We start from the raw sequence: 21,346 nt of genomic DNA, 5'->3' as shown, positions 1-21,346 counted from the left end.
TGTGATCGCGCGCTCAAAAAGCGGCATTTCATGCTGAGAGAGATCGGCAGTAGCCGGCAGCCTGACGCTGCCGGAAAAAAGACTAAAGTTTGCCGCTCAATCGTTGATGGAAATCCGCGCTGTGGGTATCCAGGCCAACAATCTCAACGCGCGTCTGGTAGCGCTGATAACGCGTTTCAATGGCGTCGAGCACGGCAACGGTGGAGGCATCCCAAATTTGCGCATAGGTAAGATCGATAATCACCCGCGGCGGATCGTCGGCATAGTGAAAATGTTCCACGAGGTCATTACTGCTGGCGAAGAACAGCGGCCCGCGCACCAGGTAAGTCACTTCGCTCCCATTCTCAGCAAGCTGCCGTTCGGCGCGCACTACGTGGGCAATGCGGCGAGCAAACAGCATCATCGCGAAGATAGCGCCGCCGAGCACGCCAAGCGCCAGGTTATCGGTATAAACCGTTACGGCGACGGTGGTGAGCATCACCAGCGTTTCCGGAAGCGGCATGCGTCGCAGCGTGGCGGGCGAGATGCTGTGCCAGTTCAACGTTTTCACCGCCACAATCATCATAATCCCGGCCAGCACCACCATTGGGATTTTGGCCATCACCTCGCTCAGCGCGGTCACCAATAGCAATAACACCAGCGCAGCCGCCACCGTCGAAAGCCGCGTACGCCCTCTTCCCAGCTCGACGTTGACGATGGTTTGCCCGATCATTGCGCAGCCGGCAATACCGCCATAAAAACCGGCGAAGATATTTGAAACGCCAAGCCCCCAGCACTCACGGCGCTTACTGGACGGCGTGTCGGTCAGGTCATCCACCAGCTTCGCGGTCAGCAGCGATTCCATCAGCCCAACGAAGGCAATACTCAGCGCACAGGGCCAGATAATTTGCAGCGTCTCAAGGTTCAGCGGCACCATTAGCTCCGTTAATCCAGGCAACCCTGCCTTCATTGGCCCACTGTCGCCGACCGTCGGCAACGTCCAGCCCATGGCAGCACTCAGGCCGGTCACCAGCACGATAGCCACCAGCGGTGAAGGCACTGATTTCAGCACCTTCGGTAGCAGCAGCACCACGCTAAGCGTCACGACAAACAGCCCCCAAACCAACGGCGATTGCCCCCAGACATGAGGCACCTGAGCGAAGAAAATAAGTATGCCCAGGGCGTTAACAAAACCGGTCATCACCGAAAGCGGTATATAACGCATCATACGCGCCAGCCCGGTCACGCCGAACAGGATTTGGATCCCCCCGGCCAGCACCACCGCAGGCAGGATATAGCCGATGCCGTACTGGTGAACCATCGGCCCAATCACCAAAGCTACCGATCCTGCCGCGGCGGTGACCATCGCCGGGCGGCCGCCCAGGACAGACATGGCAAAACAGAGCACGATGGAGGCGATCAGGCTGACTTTCGGGTCGACGCCCGCAATCAGCGAAAAGGAGATAACTTCGGGGATCAGCGCCAGCGCGGTTACGACCCCGGCAAGCACTTCGCGCTGGAACAGCCGGGGTGAACGGAGCACGGCGCGCAGGCTATTCTCGTGGGCATGTTGAGCGGCAGGCTCGGTTTGATTTGTCATAGTGGATGCAGGCTTATTGTCATGGATGCCGCGTCTCTCACGGAACGCGGTCAAAGAGGCCGGAATTGTAGCCTTGTCGCCATACTGATGCGAATTTTTGTGACCGACATCACCTGTTACAGGCCAGCCATGGCCTGACCCCGTCGTTTGCGCAACAAATAATTAACAAATTAAGCAAAAAACGCTGGACGGCGAGCTATCAAGGTGTGGTATGGTTTTAGCGCACTGGTCGAGCCAAAGCGTTATGGGAAACGCTTTACGCGCAAGCGGGCTGACGGGTTCCCGAATAAAAAAAAGACCGAACACGATTCCTGTAATCGCAAGTAATCAACAAAAACCTTTCAAATCAACATACTAAAATAAACTTCGATTTATTTTCAGTCAAAAACACAACCCTAAACACACCAAAACAATCAAATACATATCACTTTTTTCGAGTAAATTCGTAAAAAGTTCGAGCTATCCCAAGCGTTTTATTCCTGTCCTAACTTATTTTTTCCAATTTTTCTGGATTAAAAAACAGTTCATATTCTGAGCGTTCAGAGTGGTTTTTCTGCGGCTTAGTGTTTTGCTCATTTGTTGTCACCCTGTAATAGACCACGAGCACGAACTTTTCCCTCATAAAAGGCTGAGAACATGCCATCTGGTATCTGAATGTGCATATTCTTAAACGTTGGTTTGGGAACAGCGGCAAAAAAAGATGTAGGCACAGGTCCAGGGCAGATTCCTACAATGTCAAATTTCACATCTGGCCCGGGGTGGGCGAGATTTCCCAACGGCACGATCATTCAGCGCGGCACGTCTATATCAGGCCCGCTGGGATTCCCAACCGCTATCAGTTTACCCATTTCATTCACTTCCAGTTTCACTGTCACTACGTCTTTTGACTCAGCGAAGAATGGAGTGACTGATTGCCCGCCATTTGCGACAACACCTATCGGTCTTGGCGGTTTTTATCTGATGAGTTCACGCACAGGTGGTGGTACTGGTGCAGGTGCTAACTGGATTGCGGTAGGAGAATAAATGATGAATAAATATCTGTATGACGCCAAAACCAATGCGTTTTATCCCCTTGTAATGCAGGACGACTACGAGGCCGTGAATATGTGGCCCGAGCAAGGTGTAGAGGTGGATGAGGATACGTTTAAGGAGTATCAGGCACCGCCTCCCGGAAAAATGAGGGTGGCAGGGGATGATGGTTATCCTGCATGGGCTGATATTCCGCCCGCGACTCATGAAGAACTGGTTGCGATAGCCAATGCACAAAAACAATTGCTGATTGACCAGGCTAACGCCTATATGAACAGCAGGCAGTGGCCGGGAAAAGCAGCCATGAAGAGACTGAGTTCTGACGATTTTGCAAAATATAACCTGTGGCTGGATTATCTGGATGCACTGGAAGCCGTTGACACTACCAGTGCACCAGATATCCAATGGCCTACACTGCCGGTTTCTCCGGCCAACTGACATCAGGTGCGGTGGACGTGTCTACCGCTTTCACCGCTTTGATGTACACCATCCATGCTGTTAGCTTCGCTTTATCACTATCGTCGATGATGTTTAGCGCCAGTTCCGTGCGCCAGTCTGCTGTAATCGAATCGGCTTCGGAAAGCAGAGCTTTTTTCTTGCGTTCTGCAGCCGCGATTATTTCCTCCGCTGTGGGAGCCGGTATATCAACCCATACAGGTTTCCCTTCCGCATCAGCGCCCCGCATTTTTCCTTCCGGTGGCAAACCTGAATACATCCCAAACACTTCATCTTCGACTTCAACAAAGCTTTCCGGCCATGTTCCTGCAGCCTCATAGCTCTCGCGAAGATCAAATGGATAGAAATTATTTTTAGCGTATGCGTACATATTAATATCCTATGGCAAGCACAACGGGTGACACGGAACCAGCGCCCGCCGATGTCGTGAATATCTGCGATTGCAATGTAATAGAAGATGCTGTGGACGCCACTGTCTGATACATAATGTCCGATGTGTTGCCGGAATTTGCATTAGTAGACACCATGCCAGCCATCATCGCGGTGGGGAAAGGAATTGGTAACGTGATGGTTGTTAACGTCTCTACTGTTGTCGACGGGCCTATTGTCCATTGGAATATCAAGCCGCTCGGCAATTTCTGATATCCCGACGATGCAGAAATCCTCGCAAGAGAAAATGTCGACATGTCAGGGATCTGCCCTGTGCCGGTCCCTACATCCTTTTTTGCCGCTGTTCCCAAACCAAGGTATGTGAGAACGTCAGCGATAGCAGATTTGCCTATAATATCCCGACCAACCTGGGTTAAATCTGTCTGGCTGGCGGCATCCGTCCCGGTGAAGTAAGGCAGCTTGTTTGCGCCAGTTGTCAGGGCGGCAAGCGCGGTTAGTGTTGCGTCCAGCGGCTGTGATGTTTTGTTGATGGCAGAAAGGAGGCTGGCCACCAGCGTTGTCAAGTTGCCGTCGTCGTGTACATCATTCCCGGACTGGTTAGCAATAAACTGCGCCAGCGCCGCCGCCACAAATGAAGCCTGGCGGATAGCCTTGTTTACCTGCGCACTGGATGCCTTACCGGACTGAAAACCAGTCAGCAATGCCGGTAAAGCTTCCCAATCAGCCTGGCTCATGACATTTGCGCCAGCGCCTGTGGCAAAGGGTTTAAATTCGTTCGTAGCCATTAAAGTTTCATCTCCCATGCACCGTCGTCAAAACCGGCGATGTATTCGTTGTTTAAGTCGAAACCAAAAAATTTATTGCCCTCAGATGGGGTTTCCACCGATGGCGTTTGAATATCACCGGCCCACACACCAGCCGCTTTCACGGTCAGATAGCCCTGCTTTATCGCCGCAATAAGTTCGCGTGAAACATTCGCTATATCCGTCTCGGGAAATACCCAAACCGAAATGGTCATGTCCTGGTTATCGACGATCTGCATTTTGAGTCCGGATCCTGCCGTCGCAGCATCGAGGATGGCGGGCAGCGTGTCGTTCTGCCCGTTCCAGTTGTTGATAGCGATTTTTGCTTTGAGAATGATGCGGTAGGTGTCATCGCTTAGCGTGGTGTAACCGGAGTCCGGATCGTAAGGCCCTTGCCACACGCCCTGGTCATAACCCAGCCCGTCGGTATCCCACGAAAAATAGACGCCAGAAATGGGCTGGCTAACAATGCTACTACGCCCGATCCACAGCCCCAGGGTATCGAGCTGCACGCCGACGGCATGATCAATATCAAAAGCTGTAATCAGGCCACCCAGCGTGTTTGAAACATCTATCAGCGGGCGGGTACTGAGATCGACGTGAGTCAGGAAAAGCGGTTTAGTCGCGTGGTAGTTCGTGATTAGCTCGGTGTACTTGCTCATGAGCTCACCGTGATTTTTACGTTATCCGTGCTGCAGGCCGCTGCCCCGTCATAAGCAATATTGACGTTGGCCGCAGACACTGATCCGGCAGATGTACCAATCAGCAGCTCTGTGATGTCGTAATAACGGGCGTTGCCACCGCTTACCACACCCAGGTTGGCCGGGGAGTAAACGCGGCTCAGCAGCACGCTATCACCGATTTTCAGGCTGTTGATGTACTCCGCTACTGCCTGTTTGATTTGCTCACCGATCTGCGACGTGTAGCCGGTGAACACCCGGAGTGTGATATCAACAAACACAGGGACGTTCTGCGGGCGGGAGAATGAAATGGTATGCGGGTTGCCGTAGGTGTCCGGTACCACAATGGACGTTGTGCCGTACGTTGCCACGCCCTGCCCCTTTTTGCCCCGGATAACCTGGGCTATCTGGTTCACATCGCCGCCGTCCACAATCGCTGAAATGGAATGTGCCGGCAGCCCGTTGCTGTCTGGTACTCCCCGGTCATTCTCATAGAGCTTGTGACGGCTCACGCCTGCAATATTGGCAATGGCACCGTCTACTGCTTCAAACGGCGTCAGCGCGGGGAGCGCGACGCTCTGCGCCTGCCTGATTCGTAGCTCGGCGTCAGTTTCCCCCGATTGCCCCACCGTGGCCGCCGTCGGGTTTGTCGCTGACGTCCATCCTCGTGTAGGCGTGTTGATAGAGGTTATCGTGCTGGCCAACGCTGCAATAGCACCGCTCGTTGCACATGTGGCAGTGACCAGCACCGTACCGGCGACGCCGATCGTCACCGCTGCGGGCAGATTCCAGATCACGCCGTTCTGGTCCCTTACCGAGCCATTATTGATGGCTGTTCCAGCCGTGCCGCCCAGCAGCAGATCAACCGTTGAATTGGTCGCAATCTTTCGCGTGATACCGTTGATTTTAACGTTGCTGCTCAGCGCGGCCGCCTGGCCTGTTGCCGGGGAAAAGGAGTTATAAATCTGAATGGCCGTGTTGTTCGCGTCGTGGATGGCCAGCGCCACCAGCGCCACCATCTGGCCGTCTTTGCTGTCTGGTTCCAGATAAGCATCAGCCCCATAAATCTGCCGGAAATAGCCAGTGATGGTGCTCAACACCAGCTGATAATCAGGCGCGGTTATGCCCTGGGCGGTTACCGTTGCCGATAACCCCAGCGTGTCGAGGTTCAATGCCATTTATGCCTCGCTAGTTACAGTCGTCTGGCCGTAGATAGTGTCGATTGTTGCGGTGAAGGTAACGCGGCGCGTGGTGCCGTCGTTGTTCGTGTCGAAGGAAATAATACTTTTAACGCCGGACGTCGCCTGCAGGCGTTCTCGGATAGCCAGGATATAAACATCGGAACGCTGCTTTCCCAGCACAGATTGCACGTAAGGTGTTCCCTCTGTTAAGTCGAGGAACCACTGGCCGCGCCAAAGTTCAAAACGGGTTTTAACCGCCTGGGTGACACACTCCGGGCTGTTCACCAGAAAGGTGTTATCACCCTTGCCGAAGGTGTAATCCCCTCCGCTATCCTCTCGTCGGTATCGCATCAGTTCGGCCCTCCGCTGTTGCCACTGCCAGGCTCAACGCCTTTATGCGTGTGATTTTTGAGACTAACGCCGCCTGCGGTCACATCGTTGGTAACAATAATCGGCCCCAGCATCGTTGCTCCACCTCCGCCCTCGCCCATGCCCTGGCTGAGCGTGCCGTTAATGGTCACCGCGCCGTTTAGCACGATAGTGGGCGATGTAATGACGGTACCTCCCTCTGCGATAGCGGTTAGTTTGCCAGGCGTTTGCACAGTAACGTCATGCCCGGCGGCCACTTCTACGAACGCGGCGCCGTCGTCGGTGCGCAGCTGCGCGGCGGCCATGCTGATACCGGAAATTTTCTGCGCCTGTGACTGCGGGCCGACAATGGCGAAAGCATCGCTGAAATCGTGTTGCCGAGGATCTACCGTTTCCTGAACGCCGCCGGCCTGCCACCAAAAATCAATGCAGCGGTCGGCAAAAATAAGCAGGCATTCGTCACCTGCTTTAACTGGGAATGTCAGCGTGCAGCCACCACCACGCGGGAAAATCACTGGTACATCCACCAGCGGTTTCAGTTCGACAGACTCATCACCTGCCACGCCGCGAAGTGCCACCTGAACAGTGCAGGTCACGGCATCCGGATCAAATGACTGGATGATGCCGGGCATCGCTACACGGATTTGAGAAGAAACGGAATCGGCAATTGCCTGGGCGGTCTGCTGTTCACCGCCTATTTGGGATTGAGTAGAAACTGGCATACAAACTCCATAAAAAAACCCGCCGAAGCGGGTTCTTGTAATTCAGGTTAGGCAACTATTTGACCTTCACACAGTCATAAGATACGTACTGCCGTGGTGCGTCCATATTCGCTTGAGCAAGCTGAACATTCAATATCCGCTTATTACCATTGCGCTTGATATATTCCATGCCTAACCATTTGCCTGGCTGATTTGTCTTTACCATCCATTCATATTTGATGTTGTCATAATTCCCATCGCCTTTCAGGAAAGTAAATTTTTGCGACTCAGGACGAACTCCATTGATATGCATAAACCCATCATTACTGGACGTCAGGATAAAATCACCACAGCGAACATCAGCCAGTACGCTGGTTGAAAGCAACATTAAGGTTACGATAGCTAAGCGTGGAAAAATCATTTTATTGCGCCTTGTTCAACGTTGAAGCACTTTGCAAATCACGAGCGCCGCGTGCAAAGCACATCAAATCCATGTACCACGCCTGCCCTCTGGTGTCGCCAGTATAGTCTATGGACTTGACGATATAAACGCCATCGGTCGCAATGCTCGCGGCCTGTGACGTTGTGCCTGTCAGCGTACGGTTGCCGTTATCTTCCGTTTCGCTAATGGGGCCAGGGGATTGCGCTATTTCGCTGTCGCCCAAAGTTGCCCGGTACACCGAAGCCTGATCCAGCTGAATAAGGCCGTTAATCCGGATGTTCGGGTTAATCAGGCAGCGTACGTTAACACCGGCTCCCATTGTTTGCTGAGGCATCCCAATCAATCCGGTGTTAGCGTTAAGCACGATTGCTTCATGGATATACTTGTCCTCCGGAACTATCTGCAGTTGCCCATCCACCAGCTGCCAGGTGGCTTTACACTGTGCGGCGATGTTGTCCATGACGTTGCGTGAAGCGTTATAGATTGCGCGGCCACGCGGAAAAACAGTATTTGGAAAATCTCCGGTAATGCCCTGCGTGACACCAAACGGGTTAAAGTCCTGCATCACCGCACGGTGCAGGTCTGCCACGGTATAGCCCGCGGCCAGCGTGGTGATGGTGTTAGCGTAGAGAAACGCTTCATGATCGCCCACCGCCTGCACCAGCACCCAGGAATCGGTGATATTGTCCTTACCGGTCACCGTAAAGCGAATGTCACCGCTAAAAATCAGCCCGTAGTTCTGGCCGTCAGTCTGCCCGATTTTATCATCCGGAATAACTTTGGCAGTACCTACCTCGCTGGCATCAACCGGCGCAGCCTGGCCGCTATAACCGGCAATAATTCGCAGCTTCGCAAACTCCTGGCCGGTTATACGGTTTGTCGTGTCGGGAGAGAGGTTGTAGATCCTCACGTTCGCCACACGCGGCCAGCGCGTATCTGCCCAGGTGATCTGGAACGTGACTTTAAAATCCGACAGGGAAACGCCCTGGCCATTCTGATCCAGAAGCTGCAGCTCAAAATGCCGCATCCAGTTTTTTGACATGAGTTAGCCCTGAACAAAAATGAGATGGCTGTATGTGCCGAGGTTGGTTTTTGTGGGTTCCACTGGCGCGCCGTTATCCGTGATAACCGCGAGTGCCCCGTTAATGCCCAGTTGCGGGTATTGCTCGAGCAGATTAAGGCCGGTGACCAATGGCACGCCGGAAAGAAGCGGAGCGCCGCCGCTGTCTTGCACATCCATAATCCAGCCGGCGGCATCGCGCCAGATAATGCGCAGCGTGTAGGTGGTACCGCCAAGCTGAATACGGAATAGCTGGTTATCCGGTGCTAACGGAATTTCATTGATTTGCATCCTATCTCCCCAGGCTGGCAAAGAAACTGCCCGCCTGGCTGAGAATGGACTCATTCGGGGGCGTGGTAGACTTCGTGCCGGTGTTCTGCACGGCTGATGTGCTGGCCCCCTGCGCCATATCTGACTTATCGGCCACCTTCACACTAAAGGTTTCGGACATGATGACTTCGCGCAGCGTGAGCGTGCAGCTGAGCACGTTCTCAGTGGTTTTGTCGGTCGTGACTTCAATTGCACGTACCAGCATGTTGTTGTACGTCCGTTTCCCGGTCACAACGTCGAACGGTACCCTTGAGCTTTGCAGGTCCAGCAGCTGTTGATACGTCTCTTTTGGGCTCTTGCCAAGGATGCTCGTGGCTGTCAGGTTGCTGGCAAAATCCAGCAATGCGCCACCTCCGGCAAAGCCACATTCCATCGTGACCTCGCTCGGGCGCTTAAATGCATGATCGGCGATGTAACCTGCATTGCTGCCACTTGTCGGCTTCTCAACCGGGTGCTCCGTGATTTCCAGCGTATCCGAGTGCTTTTCTGAAACGACGACACTCGGCACGAGGATGTCAATTTTCCGCGTCTGCTGGCGAAAAATGGCTGATAAAATATCCATTAGCGCGGCACCATGAGTTGTTGAACGGTTTGAGCGTTAACGCTGATCTGCTTTTCAGCAGTAAGTCGTGCGGCTTCTCGCGGGTCGTTAACGCCGTGAATGTTGATGATCGTTTCCTGCTGAACTTGCGGGCCACCGCCGGGCATGTTGCTGCGAACCTTCGGAATATAATTCCGTGTTTCGGCAGGCATCAGGCCCATACCGTAACGCTGCACGTTCCCGATCCCCCAGTTATACGACGCCAGCGCTTTATCCAGATTGCCGCCGTTCTGCCGCAGCAACTGGCTAAGATATTTTGCGGCCGCCTGCGCTGACTTCTCGGGATCGAAAACGTCATTGCCGCGCAGCCCCATATCTTTAGCGGTACCGTCCATGAACTGAAACAGCCCTTTCGCCCCCGCGCCGGACATGGCGAACTGATTGCCGCCCGACTCTGCGGTAGCAACGCTATTCAGCAGCCCTGCAGGAAGTTGATAGAGCGTCTCCAGCTTGCTAAACAGCGGTCCCATCCAGCCCAGCAGCCGTTTGCCTGCTGCAGACGCCTGGGGACGTTTAACAGATTGCGCCTGCTGATCAGGGAAATTACCGGGAATGTCGTAAGCGGCATCCGGAATACCCATCATCGTATTTTTACGGCCCAGATCGGTGTTAATTCCCATCCAGCGGAGTGCATCACCTACGTTCCGCTTTGTGTAATCCCAGGAGGATTCCGCCGCGGCGGTAATATTTTCGTGGTCGCTGGCGACATACCCACCGTAAGCCATTAACGCCATTAACCACGGCGGCCCAGGAATTTTGGCGATTTTAGAGAATGCTCCGAGGATTTTTGTCAGCCAGGCACCTGCGATGAACGTCGCAGCAATCGCCAGGACATTTTGCCAGCCGCCCACAGCATCTTTCAGCTCAAGGAGTTTGTCACGGATCCAGACGATGGCTTTTTTCGCCAGCTCAATATCAGGCTGCCATTTCGACCAGTCGATCAGGCTTTTACCGCCCTCTTTCCATGTCTGGTAGTCATCCCACAGCAGCGCCAGGCCAACAATAAGCGCAGTGATAAAGCCAATGGGCGACATAAGGAATGAGCTGTTCAGCAGCCGCCAGGCCACCAGCAACGCGCCGAATACTTTCAGCAGGCTTTTGCTGCCATCGTCCAGACGCTTCCACCAGTCAATAACAGCGCCCGCCCCCTGAATAAGCCGGTACCCCATCCGGGCGAACGCATCAGCAAACCAGAGAATGCCTTTAATCAGCCGGGTTAGCGTTTCTTCAATTTTCGGGAAATTGTCGAGAATACGCTTACGCAGGCTGTCCAGCGAACCGGCCAGGCCGCCGGCAAGGTTAGAGCCAATTTTATCGCGCAGGATACCCAGCAGCCCGGTGAGCCCTCTCATTGAGGTCATGAACTTATTGGACTGCTGCGCGGCCTTGTCGGCGTTAAAGCCGGTTTTCTGCATCATCGACTGATAATCGGATGTGAACCCGGCCAGCCCCCGGCGCATTGACTGCAGGGTGTTTTCATCAATGCCCAGCATCTGGGCATACTGCCGCGCCCGGTAGTAAGGCATGCTGTTGAGCTTCTGCCCTACGCCCGTAAAAATGGCGGCGGTGTCGCGCATTTTCCCGCTGGCGTCTCGGGTCTGCACGCCAAGCCGGTTCAGGAAACCTTCGGCCCCCGGATTGTTACGCATAAAGCTGGCCAGCCCCTCGAGGGAAGATAGCGCCGCCTGCGCACTGCCGCCGGTTTGTGATGCCGCATAGCCCAGGGCTTTGATGCCTGCCACCGTTGCCCCGGTGCGCTGTGATGCCCAGTAGAGCTTATCCAGCCCGTCGGCAATCTTTGTCGTGAACAGCAGCACAGAAGCTGCCGCCCCCTCCACCGTCGCCCCCAGTTTGAGCACATTAGCTGTGACGCCCTTAACCACAGCCTCAAACTTGTTCGCCCCGGCGTTATCGATATCGAATCCCAGCGAGACCAGGAAATCTTTGATGGTATCTGCGCTACCGCTCATTCTCGGCTCTCCATTTGTCTATGCGGGCGTCGTTATCCTCCCGAACGTCGAGGTAGTCGTTCAGCAGCGCTATGCGGGCGAGGTCCACCGCGCCGCTGTCGAGGTCTTTTTGATCGAGGTGAAAGGCCAGTGCCGGGCGAAGAATAAAATCCTCACCGCCCGGTAGACTGTTGAGGGTTAAGCTGCTGGCTGGGTGTCCGTCTCTGACGTAGGGAGTTCTTGCAAAAAATTTCCCAGAGAATCGGCGACCACCCGCGCCACCAGCTGCAGCATGGTGAACAGGTCGATATCATCAAATGCCATCTCGCTGTGCTGGCAGACCGGCACCCAGTTTTTACCGTGCTGGCGAGATACCACGGAGAGGCACGGGAAAAGGATCGCGTTCACGTCCTCATCACTCATGTTCGACACAGCGTCAGCGATACGCGGCAGGATGGACGACATAGCGCCCTCGGTATCCTTGCTCTGAATTTTTTCCTGCACACTGCGAAATTCCGACACCATCCCGGCCAGCACCGGCAACAGCTTGCGCGAAACTTTCAACTGTTCAAAAACGCCCATTTTGGCGGTGCGGTATGTCACACCTTTAATTTCGAATTCCATCGATTAAAACTCCCCAAGCAGTTGGTCAATCTTTCCGCAGTCGAATACCCAGGCCACCGTGCCGCCCTCTTTGGCGTTGTTGTGGTCCGGCTGTTTCTGGAACGCACAGGAGCGGGCCGTGGAGATATCGCCGCTGGCGGTGTTACGGATGACAATCACGTTATTGCCCCAGGTGGCAGAGGACTGGCTTTGCGCGTTGTACGCCAGCGACAGCTTTTTGTTCACCGGGGAGGTTTTCAGTAGCGTAACGGTGATGGTGCCGGATTTGTCAGCGTGCAGGCTGTGCATCACTTCACCGTCAGCGCCAACAGTCATGGTGTTTTTGTTCCCGGCCATCGTCATCGTGATCCCCTCTTCGGAGTTCGCGGAGCCCTGGCCAAGATCAATAACGCCCGTCGGGCCAGTGAGCGATGCGGTTACATCAAGAAAAGAATATGTTGCCATTTATCGCTCCTTAGCGAACAACGTTGATCTGAACGTCGGCGTAGTGGACGGCCCCGGCCAGTTTGCAGGCCACTTGCATCAGTGGGGCTTTGCGCGCTTCGCGGTCTGCCTGCGCCTGCTGCACCAGCGGCTGCGCATACACGTAATAACCCTTCGTCAGCGCGTCACCAGGAGAAAGCTGCCCAATCGGGCCACCGTTCCACAAGCCAGCAGCCACCAGCCCGTTAGTGACGGCCTGATCCATCGACTGTTCGACGTTGCTCAGCAGACGGGTAATACCGGCATCGGTTTGCGGGATTTTGGTCGTGCTGGTGTACAGCAGGTTATAGAGATTGTTTTGCACGTAGTTTTGCAGCCAGTCGAGGCCGTGGCGCTCATCGAAGAAATCACCGTTGCTCATCACGCCCTGCTGCAGAATGGCGGTGTCGTTCGCGTAGTACACGTACACGTTCGCTTTCTTCGCATCGACCGCAGCAGATTGCGAAACAGTGAGCGTTTCGTAAGGTACCGTCGGCTCCTGCTTAAATTTCAGGGTGATCGTGGTGTTGCTGCCGTTAAAGTTCACGGTAAACGCCCGGCCAAATGCCGACACAGCCGCGTAGTGATTTTTGGTGGAATACTGGATGAAGGTTCTGGCGTACTTGCCTGCTTTGAGCTGTGATGCAATATCCGTTGTGGAAGCACTGTCGATAATGCCCGGTTCCCGCGACGTCACACCAAAGATACGGGAAACGCCAGCCGCCTCGATGACCTTCGCCACGGCAATCACATCAGCAGCCGTCAGCACATCTGCATCAGCCACCGCATCATCAGCGGCCACAAGCCCGTACCAGTTCGTATACTGCAGGCACGCAGTAACGGCCTGAACCGCAGTCTCTGCATCACCAGCTTCCGAAGAGGTCAGCGTTTTAGCCCAGCGGCCGATAAATACTTGAGTTGGTTTTGGTGACTGACCGAAATAGACCAGCGCGGCTTCATATTCCGGGCTGTCCACGCCGAAATCATCAGCAATATCTTCAATCGCAGCATAAAGACGAATGCGCTCAGTAACAGGAATGACAGTGGACGTTCCCAGAATTAGCAGGGAACCGAAATTTCGACCAGTGGCCGCCGTCGGCGACATGATCACGTCTACGTTAACGACGTTAGATACAGGTAATCCCTGCATGGCTTATTCTCCAAAAAAGGTGACCGGCGCAGATTGGATCGTCCGGATGTTGTAGGTGCGGATATTTTTGCGGGAAAGTGTGGCGGTAAGGTCATAGCGCCTCACCCACTGGTTATTGATAAGCTCGGGGGCTGAAATCAGCGGTGACGTGTCCACCAACGACAGGCCCGTTTTATTCAGCTCTGCGTTGTTCTGGGCGACGTAAATCCCCTCCCGGAACGTGGCGGCAATCGACGCGCCCTGTGGCCCGTAGAAGCAACAAATCACCACCACGGTTTCCCATGACCATTGTTCGGACTCTTCCTCTGTGGTCTGGATGTTTGCCAGGGTGACCGGGCGCGGCATTGACGTGATACCGAAACCGCACCAGTTGATACCGTTCTTCGGTATTTGCGGCTGCGGATCAGTCCAGCGGGAAAACACAAACTCTTTAGCTAGGCCGGAAACACCACGGATCCAGCGACTGATTTCCCGTTCCAGCGCTTCGTCATATTTCGGCAAGTCGCCGACGGGTGTCAGGTAACCTGCCGTGGTGCTGTCGTTGTTCACGTTGCGCTCTCCTCCAACAGCTCGCAGTGTGCCTGCACGAATCCCGCGCCATAGCGCTCGTAAGGGTCAACAAATGTCACCCGGTAGTCGTAGCCGTTATAGGTCACGATATCTGCGTCCAGCGCTCTGCCGCTGCTGTCCTTGCGTACCCCCTGAGTCAACCTGAACGACGTCACAATCAGTATCGCGCCGTTAATGTTTTGCCCGGCCATCATGCGACGAGCTTCCAGCGAACGGTCTACCGTCACCACGCCGGAAAACGGGATATCCTGCACGGTATTCTGTGCAAAATTATCCTCATCCAGGGTCTGCGTCTGTCGGTGGCATACCAGCGAATCGTCCATAAAATCCGGATCTAGCAGCACCTCTGATACATCGAGAAGCGGCATTATTTCGTCCTCACCACGTAGTTAATGGAACGCAGCAGGTAGCCATGCGCGTATAGCGGTTTCTCGCCTGGTATTCCTGCGGCGCGGCGTTTTAGAAGGGTTTTCTCTGAAAGCGGGGTAAGACGGTCACCGGCACCAATAACGTTTTTGGCACCGTCGCGGGCTATCTGGCCAGCGCTCTCCAGCTCCCGCAACGCCGCATCTTTTTTGCCGTTAAGCGCGGCCACGGCAGCGGCCTTTAAATGTGCTGTCGTGCGGGGTTTAGTGTCCTCAATACCCATGTCGAGAAACGGGCGTGGTGGCAGCGTGACAACCTCGCCATCAATTTCCACCGTGCCGCCCGTAGACTGGATGTAACCCAGCTCGGCGTTATTGATTGGTGAGCCCTCACGCGCCGCTTTATCGGCTGGAATCCCCACCAGCACATCCATACCGGACAGCGCCTTGAGTGACTCCAGGATATCCGCGGCATTATCGGATCGCACCGTAACGCCGCTTTTCAAAGCAGCTGCCTGCCACCAGCACCGGACATTTCCCACCACCAGAAGAACTCTCGCCCGTAGGCGGTGTTATTCCAGAAACCGGCATCCGGATTGATAATCCCCGACACGTCATAGCTGACGGAGACTTTATCCACGGATTTAGACGTTGCCACCCCAGCAGAAGCGCTACTGTTAACCGCTCCAGTTTTCGCACCTGCCAGGCTCTTTCCGCGTAACTCGGTGTAATGCGCCGTGAACAATTCGGCCAGATACACGAACTGGTCGCCCAGTCGGTCCTGATCCAGTAAAGAATCAGCCTGGCCGAGGTAGAAGGTGATTGAGGCGTTTGGATAGCGTGTTACGTCTGAGAACTCGGGGAAATCTTCGCGGAATTTTTCAACTGTCGGGAGGTTACTGTTTTTTGCCATTTTTCGGATCCTTCAACGCGGCCAGCTCGGAATTCAGCGTTTCGATAGCGCTATCCTTCTCCACCAGCTGCGCTTTCAGGGCCAGCACTTCATTAGTCAGGTTACTGACAGATTCATCCCGGTTTTCCAGCTGCGCTTTCAGGTCGGTGTTTTCCGTCTCCAGCAGCGCAACGCGGGCGGCGTTATTACTAGCCTCCTGCTCTTTGAGTAAATCAGCTTCATCTAGCGGTTTGACGTAAGCGCTAAATGCCCAATGTTTTTTAGCAGCATCAGTAAAATTTTTGGAATCGTGAATGCCGGGGGTTAGCTCTACTTTGGTACCGTCAGCAAAGCTCAAGGTTGCAGCTGCAGCTACGTGATATTTCATTTGCCTGCTCCAGGAAAAGGGCGGGTTTCCCCGCCGCAGTTATCAGGACGATGGAACGTCCAGGTAAGAAATCGTGTTCGAATATGGCGCCTCAACCTGCCCCAGCTTTCCGTAATAGACGGTGAGCTGCTGCATGCTGCGGTATTCCAGCGGCGTGCTCAGCAGTGGAACCATAGGGAAGCGAACATATTTTTCATCCTGGGTGTAAGCCACGATGCGGTGAGCATTCGCAGCGCCACGCTTTGATGCCCATTTGATGGAGACGATTTCCAGCGGTTCGCCGTTTTCCTGGTAGGCGATGCTGTTAATTTTGATGTACTCCAGCACGGAAATATTGCCCGCAGAGGAAACCTTTTTAATAGTCATCAAGCCAAACAACTCCGGCGCCACCCCGATTTTGGCCGGGCAAACCGCATAACCGGAACGCATCCAGACATCCGTCAGCAGCAGGTTAACGTCCTGCAGCATAACATCTGGGTCAGTGGTCGCCGTCCACGCAGCAGCAGCTGCCAGCGGAACCACATCAGGCAGGTTAAGCAAGCCCGCAACGCCCAGATCCTTGTCACCGATATAAACCTGCTCGTCGGTGTCCATGTTCCATTTTGTTTTCATTGCTTCGTATTTCTGGGTGTCGATTGGTCGGCCCAGCTGTTGAGCCGATGCCAGTTCCAGCACATTCCAGGACACCTCCGTAGCCCACGGAGTGAGGTTATTACGGGTAGGCGTAATATCCAGTTCAGGCCCCGGTGTGGCAGTCCCTTTTTTCCCCATCCAGTTTTTACCGTGAGGGTTTGGGCCACCCACGCTGACAAAATCGGTATTGGTGAAGGATGACACTTCATCTGCAATGGAAATATCGCTGCGCAGCGGCATATCGCGGGTCCATTTAACGGACACCAGCGGCATATTCAGCGATTGGTCCATGCGCTCCAGCTCACCGACAACAAGTGCGCCGGTAGAGTCGATCGTCGCTCTGTCAACTGTAAACATTCATTCTTCCTCAGATGTTAAATGCGATTTCAATACGGCCATCAGCTTCACCCGGCCCCATGACCTGGGCATTTTTCAACTGAGGGGTGTTATCCGCTGTAGAGTCGGGAGAGAGCACAAAAGTGCCTACTGGGCTGCCAGAGGTACCACCAGCAACACGCACATAGACCGGGTCACCCTTTTGTGCCGTCACTGCGCTGCCCACGGTTGCTTTCACACAGATGTAGCCGCGTTTCAGCTCGTCTGCGACCTGATTAACCTTCACACCGAGATAGGCCAAATCAGCAGCAGAGGTGATTGGATAAGGACGAACGAAAATCCCCTGTACTTTGTCGATCGTGTCGCCAGACTCCAGCGGTACAAATTTATTGCTGACGTATTTACCTGGCAGACCGTAGCCGCTGAAAGGTTTTTGGAGATCAAGTGTTACGGGTTCGATAGTGAGGTCACGCGGGCGCGTTACTGCCCCCACAATGCCAATCGGCATGCGGTCTAAATATGCTGTTCCAGCCATGAGTGATTACCTTATTTACGGTTTTTCCAGAATTCGGCGTTGATCTTGTTTAGCTCAGCCGGTGAAAGGTTTTTGGTACTAACGCCGTGGTCAGCAGTACGGATGCTGCTCAGTGGTGCCAGGTGATTTTTTGCCTTATGGATTTCCACGGCAGCGGTAAAGGCGGCGTCTACGGTAGACTTTGGTGCTTTGCTAAAGTCGGTAATCCCGAATCCTTTCAGGCTGTCACCGGTACGCACGGCCTGATTGAGAACCTGACGTTTCAGACCCTTATCGCCGGTAGGCTGGAAGCCAGGACAGATAATTTCGGCATCCGCAATGATGCTGCGCTTAAAGGCTGCGTCCGCGGTTACCTTCTTATCCTCTTCCTCGTCCTCATCGCCGGTCTGGATGTTGTCCGGGTCAGAATCAGTGGTTTTACCTTCCAGCTTTTCGATACGGGAAAGCAGAGTTTTAGCCCAATCTGGTACGTCATCGTCGCCTGTTTTTTCTTTACCCGCCTCCGCACCAGGCGTTTCATCGGTAGTCGTGCGGTTCTCCGTCGGGAGCGCCGTAGCCTGCGATGGAATGTTGATGTTGATAGTTGAGCCGGGGATCGAACCCAGGCCATCAGATGGCAGGTCCGGCGCTTCGTCGATGAGTTTTGCCAGTGCATCCTCATCTTTCGTCTTAATGGCCTTAGCCACGTTTTTTAACCACGAAATCATTGGTTTTTCCTTTTTTCGATTAGATGGGATGGAGTCCCCGATAGCACAACGGCCACCAGCCCGGCCCCGGTCGATGCCGACCGCCAGGTGATTACCTGTGATTTGGTATTGTTTGCCCTTGCCGGGCGCCAGCTGCTTGTATTGCGCGTCGTAGCCGCAGCTGACGTCAGTAAGCCCGGCCTGCACGGCGTCGATGGCTTCCTGTCGCTTAATCAGCACATCGGCAATAAGCAGGTCTGATTTGTCGCCGGTACCGCGCCGGACGTTCTGAATGTGTCCGTGGGCCAGATCGCGGAAGTTCGCCGGGTTGACGAAAACGATATTCCCCTCGTCGTCCTCCGGATGGCCCAGCGTGACCGCCACACCCTCAAAGCTCGCCATCGTCTCAACGGAGAAAACCTCATCCTCCGTACGCCATACGGTCACTGTGCCGCTGGCATCCGGTTCAAGGTCGATTTCTTCCGGTAGATAAACCTGCGTTCCCGTTCGGGCGATTGGCACGTCTTTACACAGCAAAGAACCATCAGCCTGTAGATAGCGGGTTTCGCCCAGGCGTGTAGTGAAGAAATATTTCATGGTGCCTCGCTAGATAGTCGCGGGGTCAGAGTTACGGACGAACTCTCTGAGCAGCGCTTTTACCTGCCTGACGTTTCCCCTACCCGTAGCCTTGAGCTGGGATAAATCTCCAACACAGCGGTAGACGGCAGTGATGCTGCCAACAGACATTTCGATAACCTTTCGGTCTCCCGCTCGCTTCGCGTCGATAAAAACCTTTTTCATGCATGAACCTCAGGCAATAAAAAAGGCCGCACAGTGGCGACCTCTTAGGGTGGGATAATTGTTCAGAATTACGGGCTATTTAACATAATGGTCATTTAGCGCACCACGGAAAATGCACTCATTTAAAATGTCACCTTAGCGGCTTAAAAGTCGTGGTTTTGTCGGCTGTTTTTGCCATTTTCAGGTAACAACATTTTGATAACATTTCGCCACTCTGAGGGTTGAGCGCAAACACATGCCATAAGCCGTATTTTTCACTTTCTCGGGGCAGGAATATCCACTTCCGGATAGCATTTGCAGTTCGGCAGACAACCCGCGTGGCCGGTCATGCTATCCAGCGTCGGTGGGTTATCCCAGCGCACAAATTTATCTTTCATGCGTCGATGTGATGGACGGGTGCCTATACCCTCAATGCGCCACCAGTAACCCTCTGATCCAACCGCCAGCGCCCTCGCCTGAGTGAGAGCACCAGTTGCCCGCCCTATCTCAGTACGCGCTATCATCCTTGCCCTGCCGGCGGCCACGTCACCGGATTGCATTATCATTTCGTAGAGCTGATCCGGTCGCTCGCCATTAACCACGGCCTGCATAGCGCGGGTCTGGATTTCCCTCACCCGGTCAGCGGCCTCGATGGGTAGCGACTTCATCAACTGGATCTGACGATAAACGATATCCTGCGCAACCTGGCCGACTGGCGTATTGCCCACAACCTCGCGCAGACCAGCCCCGATTTCCTCCGATGCAGAACGCCACTGATTCCACTCTTCGCGCTCTACCTGCTCGAACATCTTATGCCCGACGCTCTCAGCCCAGGTGCTGATCAGCTCCGAGTAGTCGATCAGCACCAGCTCTGTTTTATCAGCTCCAGACTGGGAACCATCGTAAGTACCACCGACGATTTCCCCGATCTGGTTTGCTATCGCCAACAGGCTTTGGCTGTACTGCTTCTCTGAACGACGGCGGAGGGCTGGTTTGAGATTCATCCTCCTCCCACTGGGCTTTCGCATTTTCTATGTCCTCATCAGTGATTGAGCCGCCGATCCCGATTACGTCGGACATATTGCGGAGGTCATTCAGCGCGGCGGCTGGTGTCATGCCAACGTCACGCACAGCAGTAGCAAGCGCGGTAACAACGTTGTTCGCCATTGTCGAGCGGTCGGTGTCCGACATTTCCCAGAGCTTATTAAACTCAAAGGTGAAGTCCTCCGGCAGCTCCTCGCCAAACAGCGAACGCCAGGAGATATCCATCAGCCAGCGAATGTGGCGGCGTAGTCGGCGCTCCTGCAGCGAGTTAACACGGCTGTAGTAGTTTTCCAGGTCACCATCGCCGGTACTGAATCCAGCAGGTGACTGCCCGAATAAACGGACCAGGGGTATACCGGTTGCACCTGAGACCTGCTCGGCAAAGCGAAGGATCACATCTGCAATACCCGCGAACGAATAGCTGTGTGTTGCGAATTCGTCCTTCTTATCCATCAGGGTCATACCCTCGATGGTCTGAAACTCGCGGATCATGTCCATATGCTTCATCAGACCGGCCACCATCGGGCTGCCTTCCGGCATAGCCAGAATCTTGCGAAGGTCCTCAATGCTGTACGTTCTCAGGTGCGCTTTGTGAATCAGCTGTGTGGTGCCAACAGTCGCCGTATCGAACGCCTGAATTCGCTCGAAAATACGCTCTACCACTGACATTCCCCAGCCGTTCTCTGTCTGCGCCTGCTGGAAAGGCAGAGAATCACCCTCCATGCGGATAATGCGCGAGTGGTGAATCTTCCAGGGTGGAATGCCCTGCTGATTGGTCACCACCCGGTAATATTTTGGTTTGCCAAATTCCGGCCCGTAATCGGTGACCAGATCCACATACGAGGGCTTGACCATCCAGCGGTCAAGGCTGATTACGCCTTTAAACTGCCCCTGTTTAATGCGGTCCAGCCTGAGAGGCGTTGACATGTCCTGCCCCTCGATGAGCACAACCAGAATTGCACCGCCATAAAGACGCGACCATTTAATCGTGTCGTTCAGTCCATCCCAGATAGCAGCCTCATCCCAGAATGTCTCTACCTTCCCTTTTTGCCCAGGCTTGAGCTTTGAGCTGATGTTTACGCCCTTGCGGGTCATATCATCGGCCATTGCGTCAACTGCTGCGCCAACGAGGAATGATGACCGGTAGGCAAATTCCAGCTCTACGCGGTTACGGGTGAGATAACCCGGCAGATAAGTGCCGCCGGTTTGAATGTTTTGTGTCTGTGCGCCGAGCTTTGCCGGGAAGTTGTTATACCCGTCAGCCGTCCTGACGGGCTTCTTGCCGCCTGTATTGCGTGGCCGTTTTGCCAT

Annotated in this window: 28 protein-coding genes; 2 read left to right on the top strand and 26 right to left on the bottom strand. The window is 54.3% G+C overall.

From position 1 onward, the window contains the following. Nucleotides 1-82: 82 nt before the first annotated feature. The gene (locus JT31_RS21600) at nucleotides 83-1,579 is read right to left on the bottom strand and encodes a SulP family inorganic anion transporter (RefSeq protein ID WP_038482016.1); all 1,497 of its coding nucleotides are present in this window, start codon (nucleotides 1,577-1,579) and stop codon (nucleotides 83-85) included. A gap of 654 nt (nucleotides 1,580-2,233) precedes the next feature. Between JT31_RS21600 and JT31_RS24315 the strand changes: the two genes are divergently transcribed. After that, nucleotides 2,234-2,602 (top strand): gp53-like domain-containing protein, encoded by a 369-nt coding sequence (locus tag JT31_RS24315; RefSeq protein ID WP_419177765.1) that lies wholly within the window; start codon nucleotides 2,234-2,236, stop codon nucleotides 2,600-2,602. A 3-nt stretch (nucleotides 2,603-2,605) separates the two neighbouring features. After that, entirely contained in the window at nucleotides 2,606-3,046 is a 441-nt protein-coding gene (locus tag JT31_RS21595; RefSeq protein ID WP_038483474.1) for a tail fiber assembly protein, read from the top strand. On the opposite strand, the gene JT31_RS21590 is transcribed toward JT31_RS21595, so the two are convergent. From JT31_RS21590 to JT31_RS21470, 25 genes are all read right to left on the bottom strand, one after another. Beyond that, on the bottom strand, nucleotides 3,018-3,434 hold the full coding sequence (locus JT31_RS21590) for a tail fiber assembly protein (protein WP_038482013.1): 417 nt from the start codon (nucleotides 3,432-3,434) through the stop codon (nucleotides 3,018-3,020). The genes JT31_RS21595 and JT31_RS21590 overlap by 29 nt on opposite strands. A gap of 1 nt (nucleotide 3,435) precedes the next feature. After that, nucleotides 3,436-4,239: a gp53-like domain-containing protein gene (locus tag JT31_RS24125; RefSeq protein ID WP_052049046.1), complete on the bottom strand. Its 804-nt coding sequence runs from the start codon at nucleotides 4,237-4,239 to the stop codon at nucleotides 3,436-3,438. Beyond that, nucleotides 4,239-4,919 (bottom strand): DUF2612 domain-containing protein, encoded by a 681-nt coding sequence (locus JT31_RS21580; protein ID WP_038482010.1) that lies wholly within the window; start codon nucleotides 4,917-4,919, stop codon nucleotides 4,239-4,241. Before JT31_RS21580 ends, JT31_RS24125 begins: the two co-directional genes overlap by 1 nt. Continuing rightward, a complete protein-coding gene (locus tag JT31_RS21575; RefSeq protein WP_038482007.1) occupies nucleotides 4,916-6,115 on the bottom strand; it encodes a baseplate J/gp47 family protein in 1,200 nt (399 codons plus the stop codon). The genes JT31_RS21580 and JT31_RS21575 overlap by 4 nt, the downstream gene beginning before the upstream one ends. Next, nucleotides 6,116-6,469: a hypothetical protein gene (locus tag JT31_RS21570; protein WP_038482004.1), complete on the bottom strand. Its 354-nt coding sequence runs from the start codon at nucleotides 6,467-6,469 to the stop codon at nucleotides 6,116-6,118. After that, complete coding sequence (locus JT31_RS21565; protein WP_038482001.1) at nucleotides 6,469-7,209, bottom strand: Gp138 family membrane-puncturing spike protein; 741 nt, start codon at nucleotides 7,207-7,209, stop codon at nucleotides 6,469-6,471. Before JT31_RS21565 ends, JT31_RS21570 begins: the two co-directional genes overlap by 1 nt. Nucleotides 7,210-7,264: 55 nt before the next feature. Continuing rightward, nucleotides 7,265-7,609 (bottom strand): hypothetical protein, encoded by a 345-nt coding sequence (locus JT31_RS21560; protein ID WP_052049045.1) that lies wholly within the window; start codon nucleotides 7,607-7,609, stop codon nucleotides 7,265-7,267. 1 nt (nucleotide 7,610) lies between these two features. Continuing rightward, a complete protein-coding gene (locus JT31_RS21555; protein ID WP_038481998.1) occupies nucleotides 7,611-8,672 on the bottom strand; it encodes a hypothetical protein in 1,062 nt (353 codons plus the stop codon). 3 nt (nucleotides 8,673-8,675) lie between these two features. Next, entirely contained in the window at nucleotides 8,676-8,981 is a 306-nt protein-coding gene (locus tag JT31_RS21550) for a phage baseplate plug family protein (RefSeq protein WP_038481995.1), read from the bottom strand. Between the two features lies 1 nt (nucleotide 8,982). Continuing rightward, on the bottom strand, nucleotides 8,983-9,582 hold the full coding sequence (locus JT31_RS21545) for a phage baseplate protein (protein WP_038481992.1): 600 nt from the start codon (nucleotides 9,580-9,582) through the stop codon (nucleotides 8,983-8,985). Then, nucleotides 9,582-11,591: a lytic transglycosylase domain-containing protein gene (locus JT31_RS21540; protein WP_038481989.1), complete on the bottom strand. Its 2,010-nt coding sequence runs from the start codon at nucleotides 11,589-11,591 to the stop codon at nucleotides 9,582-9,584. Before JT31_RS21540 ends, JT31_RS21545 begins: the two co-directional genes overlap by 1 nt. Further along, complete coding sequence (locus JT31_RS24120) at nucleotides 11,581-11,679, bottom strand: DUF6889 family protein (protein ID WP_419177764.1); 99 nt, start codon at nucleotides 11,677-11,679, stop codon at nucleotides 11,581-11,583. Before JT31_RS24120 ends, JT31_RS21540 begins: the two co-directional genes overlap by 11 nt. An 89-nt stretch (nucleotides 11,680-11,768) precedes the next feature. Then, nucleotides 11,769-12,194 carry a phage tail assembly chaperone gene (locus JT31_RS21535; protein ID WP_038481986.1) on the bottom strand — a complete coding sequence of 142 codons (426 nt, stop codon included), beginning with the start codon at nucleotides 12,192-12,194 and terminating at the stop codon, nucleotides 11,769-11,771. 3 nt (nucleotides 12,195-12,197) lie between these two features. Then, complete coding sequence (locus JT31_RS21530) at nucleotides 12,198-12,638, bottom strand: DUF3277 family protein (protein ID WP_038481984.1); 441 nt, start codon at nucleotides 12,636-12,638, stop codon at nucleotides 12,198-12,200. Between the two features lie 10 nt (nucleotides 12,639-12,648). Further along, a complete protein-coding gene (locus JT31_RS21525) occupies nucleotides 12,649-13,806 on the bottom strand; it encodes a DUF3383 family protein (RefSeq protein ID WP_038481981.1) in 1,158 nt (385 codons plus the stop codon). A gap of 3 nt (nucleotides 13,807-13,809) precedes the next feature. Further along, entirely contained in the window at nucleotides 13,810-14,355 is a 546-nt protein-coding gene (locus tag JT31_RS21520) for a hypothetical protein (protein ID WP_038481978.1), read from the bottom strand. Continuing rightward, nucleotides 14,352-14,744, bottom strand: a complete 393-nt coding sequence (locus tag JT31_RS21515; protein WP_038481975.1) for a hypothetical protein — start codon at nucleotides 14,742-14,744, stop codon at nucleotides 14,352-14,354. The genes JT31_RS21520 and JT31_RS21515 overlap by 4 nt, the downstream gene beginning before the upstream one ends. Then, on the bottom strand, nucleotides 14,744-15,247 hold the full coding sequence (locus tag JT31_RS21510) for a hypothetical protein (RefSeq protein WP_038481972.1): 504 nt from the start codon (nucleotides 15,245-15,247) through the stop codon (nucleotides 14,744-14,746). The genes JT31_RS21515 and JT31_RS21510 overlap by 1 nt, the downstream gene beginning before the upstream one ends. Beyond that, nucleotides 15,244-15,654: a DUF4054 domain-containing protein gene (locus JT31_RS21505; protein WP_038481970.1), complete on the bottom strand. Its 411-nt coding sequence runs from the start codon at nucleotides 15,652-15,654 to the stop codon at nucleotides 15,244-15,246. The genes JT31_RS21510 and JT31_RS21505 overlap by 4 nt, the downstream gene beginning before the upstream one ends. Next, on the bottom strand, nucleotides 15,638-16,021 hold the full coding sequence (locus tag JT31_RS21500) for an STY1053 family phage-associated protein (protein WP_038481966.1): 384 nt from the start codon (nucleotides 16,019-16,021) through the stop codon (nucleotides 15,638-15,640). The genes JT31_RS21505 and JT31_RS21500 overlap by 17 nt, the downstream gene beginning before the upstream one ends. A gap of 42 nt (nucleotides 16,022-16,063) precedes the next feature. Further along, the gene (locus JT31_RS21495; RefSeq protein ID WP_038481963.1) at nucleotides 16,064-17,011 is read right to left on the bottom strand and encodes a major capsid family protein; all 948 of its coding nucleotides are present in this window, start codon (nucleotides 17,009-17,011) and stop codon (nucleotides 16,064-16,066) included. Between the two features lie 10 nt (nucleotides 17,012-17,021). Beyond that, nucleotides 17,022-17,525, bottom strand: a complete 504-nt coding sequence (locus JT31_RS21490; protein WP_038481960.1) for a structural cement protein Gp24 — start codon at nucleotides 17,523-17,525, stop codon at nucleotides 17,022-17,024. 11 nt (nucleotides 17,526-17,536) lie between these two features. Next, nucleotides 17,537-18,808 carry a DUF2213 domain-containing protein gene (locus JT31_RS21485; protein ID WP_038481957.1) on the bottom strand — a complete coding sequence of 424 codons (1,272 nt, stop codon included), beginning with the start codon at nucleotides 18,806-18,808 and terminating at the stop codon, nucleotides 17,537-17,539. Between the two features lie 458 nt (nucleotides 18,809-19,266). After that, nucleotides 19,267-19,800: a phage minor head protein gene (locus JT31_RS21475; protein WP_038483465.1), complete on the bottom strand. Its 534-nt coding sequence runs from the start codon at nucleotides 19,798-19,800 to the stop codon at nucleotides 19,267-19,269. Between the two features lie 70 nt (nucleotides 19,801-19,870). Next, a complete protein-coding gene (locus JT31_RS21470) occupies nucleotides 19,871-21,346 on the bottom strand; it encodes a DUF1073 domain-containing protein (protein WP_038481951.1) in 1,476 nt (491 codons plus the stop codon).

The organism is Cedecea neteri (genome assembly GCF_000757825.1).
GTDB classification, from domain to species: Bacteria; Pseudomonadota; Gammaproteobacteria; order Enterobacterales; family Enterobacteriaceae; genus Cedecea; species Cedecea selenatireducens.
Note: the sequence above shows the minus strand (reverse complement) of the source record. Positions and strands in the feature narration are given on the sequence as shown.

Excerpts from the sequence above, each read along its gene's own strand:
- JT31_RS21485 (WP_038481957.1), bottom strand. The coding sequence starts at position 18,808 with ATGAAATATTTCTTCACTACACGCCTGGGCGAAACCCGCTATCTACAG.
- JT31_RS21515 (WP_038481975.1), bottom strand. The coding sequence starts at position 14,744 with ATGCCGCTTCTCGATGTATCAGAGGTGCTGCTAGATCCGGATTTTATG.
- JT31_RS21550 (WP_038481995.1), bottom strand. The coding sequence starts at position 8,981 with ATGCAAATCAATGAAATTCCGTTAGCACCGGATAACCAGCTATTCCGT.
- JT31_RS21525 (WP_038481981.1), bottom strand. The coding sequence starts at position 13,806 with ATGCAGGGATTACCTGTATCTAACGTCGTTAACGTAGACGTGATCATG.
- JT31_RS21580 (WP_038482010.1), bottom strand. The coding sequence starts at position 4,919 with ATGAGCAAGTACACCGAGCTAATCACGAACTACCACGCGACTAAACCG.
- JT31_RS21590 (WP_038482013.1), bottom strand. The coding sequence starts at position 3,434 with ATGTACGCATACGCTAAAAATAATTTCTATCCATTTGATCTTCGCGAG.
- JT31_RS21500 (WP_038481966.1), bottom strand. The coding sequence starts at position 16,021 with ATGAAATATCACGTAGCTGCAGCTGCAACCTTGAGCTTTGCTGACGGT.
- JT31_RS21540 (WP_038481989.1), bottom strand. The coding sequence starts at position 11,591 with ATGAGCGGTAGCGCAGATACCATCAAAGATTTCCTGGTCTCGCTGGGA.
- JT31_RS24315 (WP_419177765.1), top strand. The coding sequence starts at position 2,234 with ATGTGCATATTCTTAAACGTTGGTTTGGGAACAGCGGCAAAAAAAGAT.
- JT31_RS21600 (WP_038482016.1), bottom strand. The coding sequence starts at position 1,579 with ATGACAAATCAAACCGAGCCTGCCGCTCAACATGCCCACGAGAATAGC.
- JT31_RS21575 (WP_038482007.1), bottom strand. The coding sequence starts at position 6,115 with ATGGCATTGAACCTCGACACGCTGGGGTTATCGGCAACGGTAACCGCC.
- JT31_RS21555 (WP_038481998.1), bottom strand. The coding sequence starts at position 8,672 with ATGTCAAAAAACTGGATGCGGCATTTTGAGCTGCAGCTTCTGGATCAG.
- JT31_RS21570 (WP_038482004.1), bottom strand. The coding sequence starts at position 6,469 with ATGCGATACCGACGAGAGGATAGCGGAGGGGATTACACCTTCGGCAAG.
- JT31_RS21470 (WP_038481951.1), bottom strand. The coding sequence starts at position 21,346 with ATGGCAAAACGGCCACGCAATACAGGCGGCAAGAAGCCCGTCAGGACG.
- JT31_RS21565 (WP_038482001.1), bottom strand. The coding sequence starts at position 7,209 with ATGCCAGTTTCTACTCAATCCCAAATAGGCGGTGAACAGCAGACCGCC.
- JT31_RS21595 (WP_038483474.1), top strand. The coding sequence starts at position 2,606 with ATGAATAAATATCTGTATGACGCCAAAACCAATGCGTTTTATCCCCTT.
- JT31_RS21505 (WP_038481970.1), bottom strand. The coding sequence starts at position 15,654 with ATGGCAAAAAACAGTAACCTCCCGACAGTTGAAAAATTCCGCGAAGAT.
- JT31_RS21560 (WP_052049045.1), bottom strand. The coding sequence starts at position 7,609 with ATGATTTTTCCACGCTTAGCTATCGTAACCTTAATGTTGCTTTCAACC.
- JT31_RS21495 (WP_038481963.1), bottom strand. The coding sequence starts at position 17,011 with ATGTTTACAGTTGACAGAGCGACGATCGACTCTACCGGCGCACTTGTT.
- JT31_RS21530 (WP_038481984.1), bottom strand. The coding sequence starts at position 12,638 with ATGGCAACATATTCTTTTCTTGATGTAACCGCATCGCTCACTGGCCCG.
- JT31_RS21490 (WP_038481960.1), bottom strand. The coding sequence starts at position 17,525 with ATGGCTGGAACAGCATATTTAGACCGCATGCCGATTGGCATTGTGGGG.
- JT31_RS21535 (WP_038481986.1), bottom strand. The coding sequence starts at position 12,194 with ATGGAATTCGAAATTAAAGGTGTGACATACCGCACCGCCAAAATGGGC.
- JT31_RS21475 (WP_038483465.1), bottom strand. The coding sequence starts at position 19,800 with ATGTTCGAGCAGGTAGAGCGCGAAGAGTGGAATCAGTGGCGTTCTGCA.
- JT31_RS21545 (WP_038481992.1), bottom strand. The coding sequence starts at position 9,582 with ATGGATATTTTATCAGCCATTTTTCGCCAGCAGACGCGGAAAATTGAC.
- JT31_RS24125 (WP_052049046.1), bottom strand. The coding sequence starts at position 4,239 with ATGGCTACGAACGAATTTAAACCCTTTGCCACAGGCGCTGGCGCAAAT.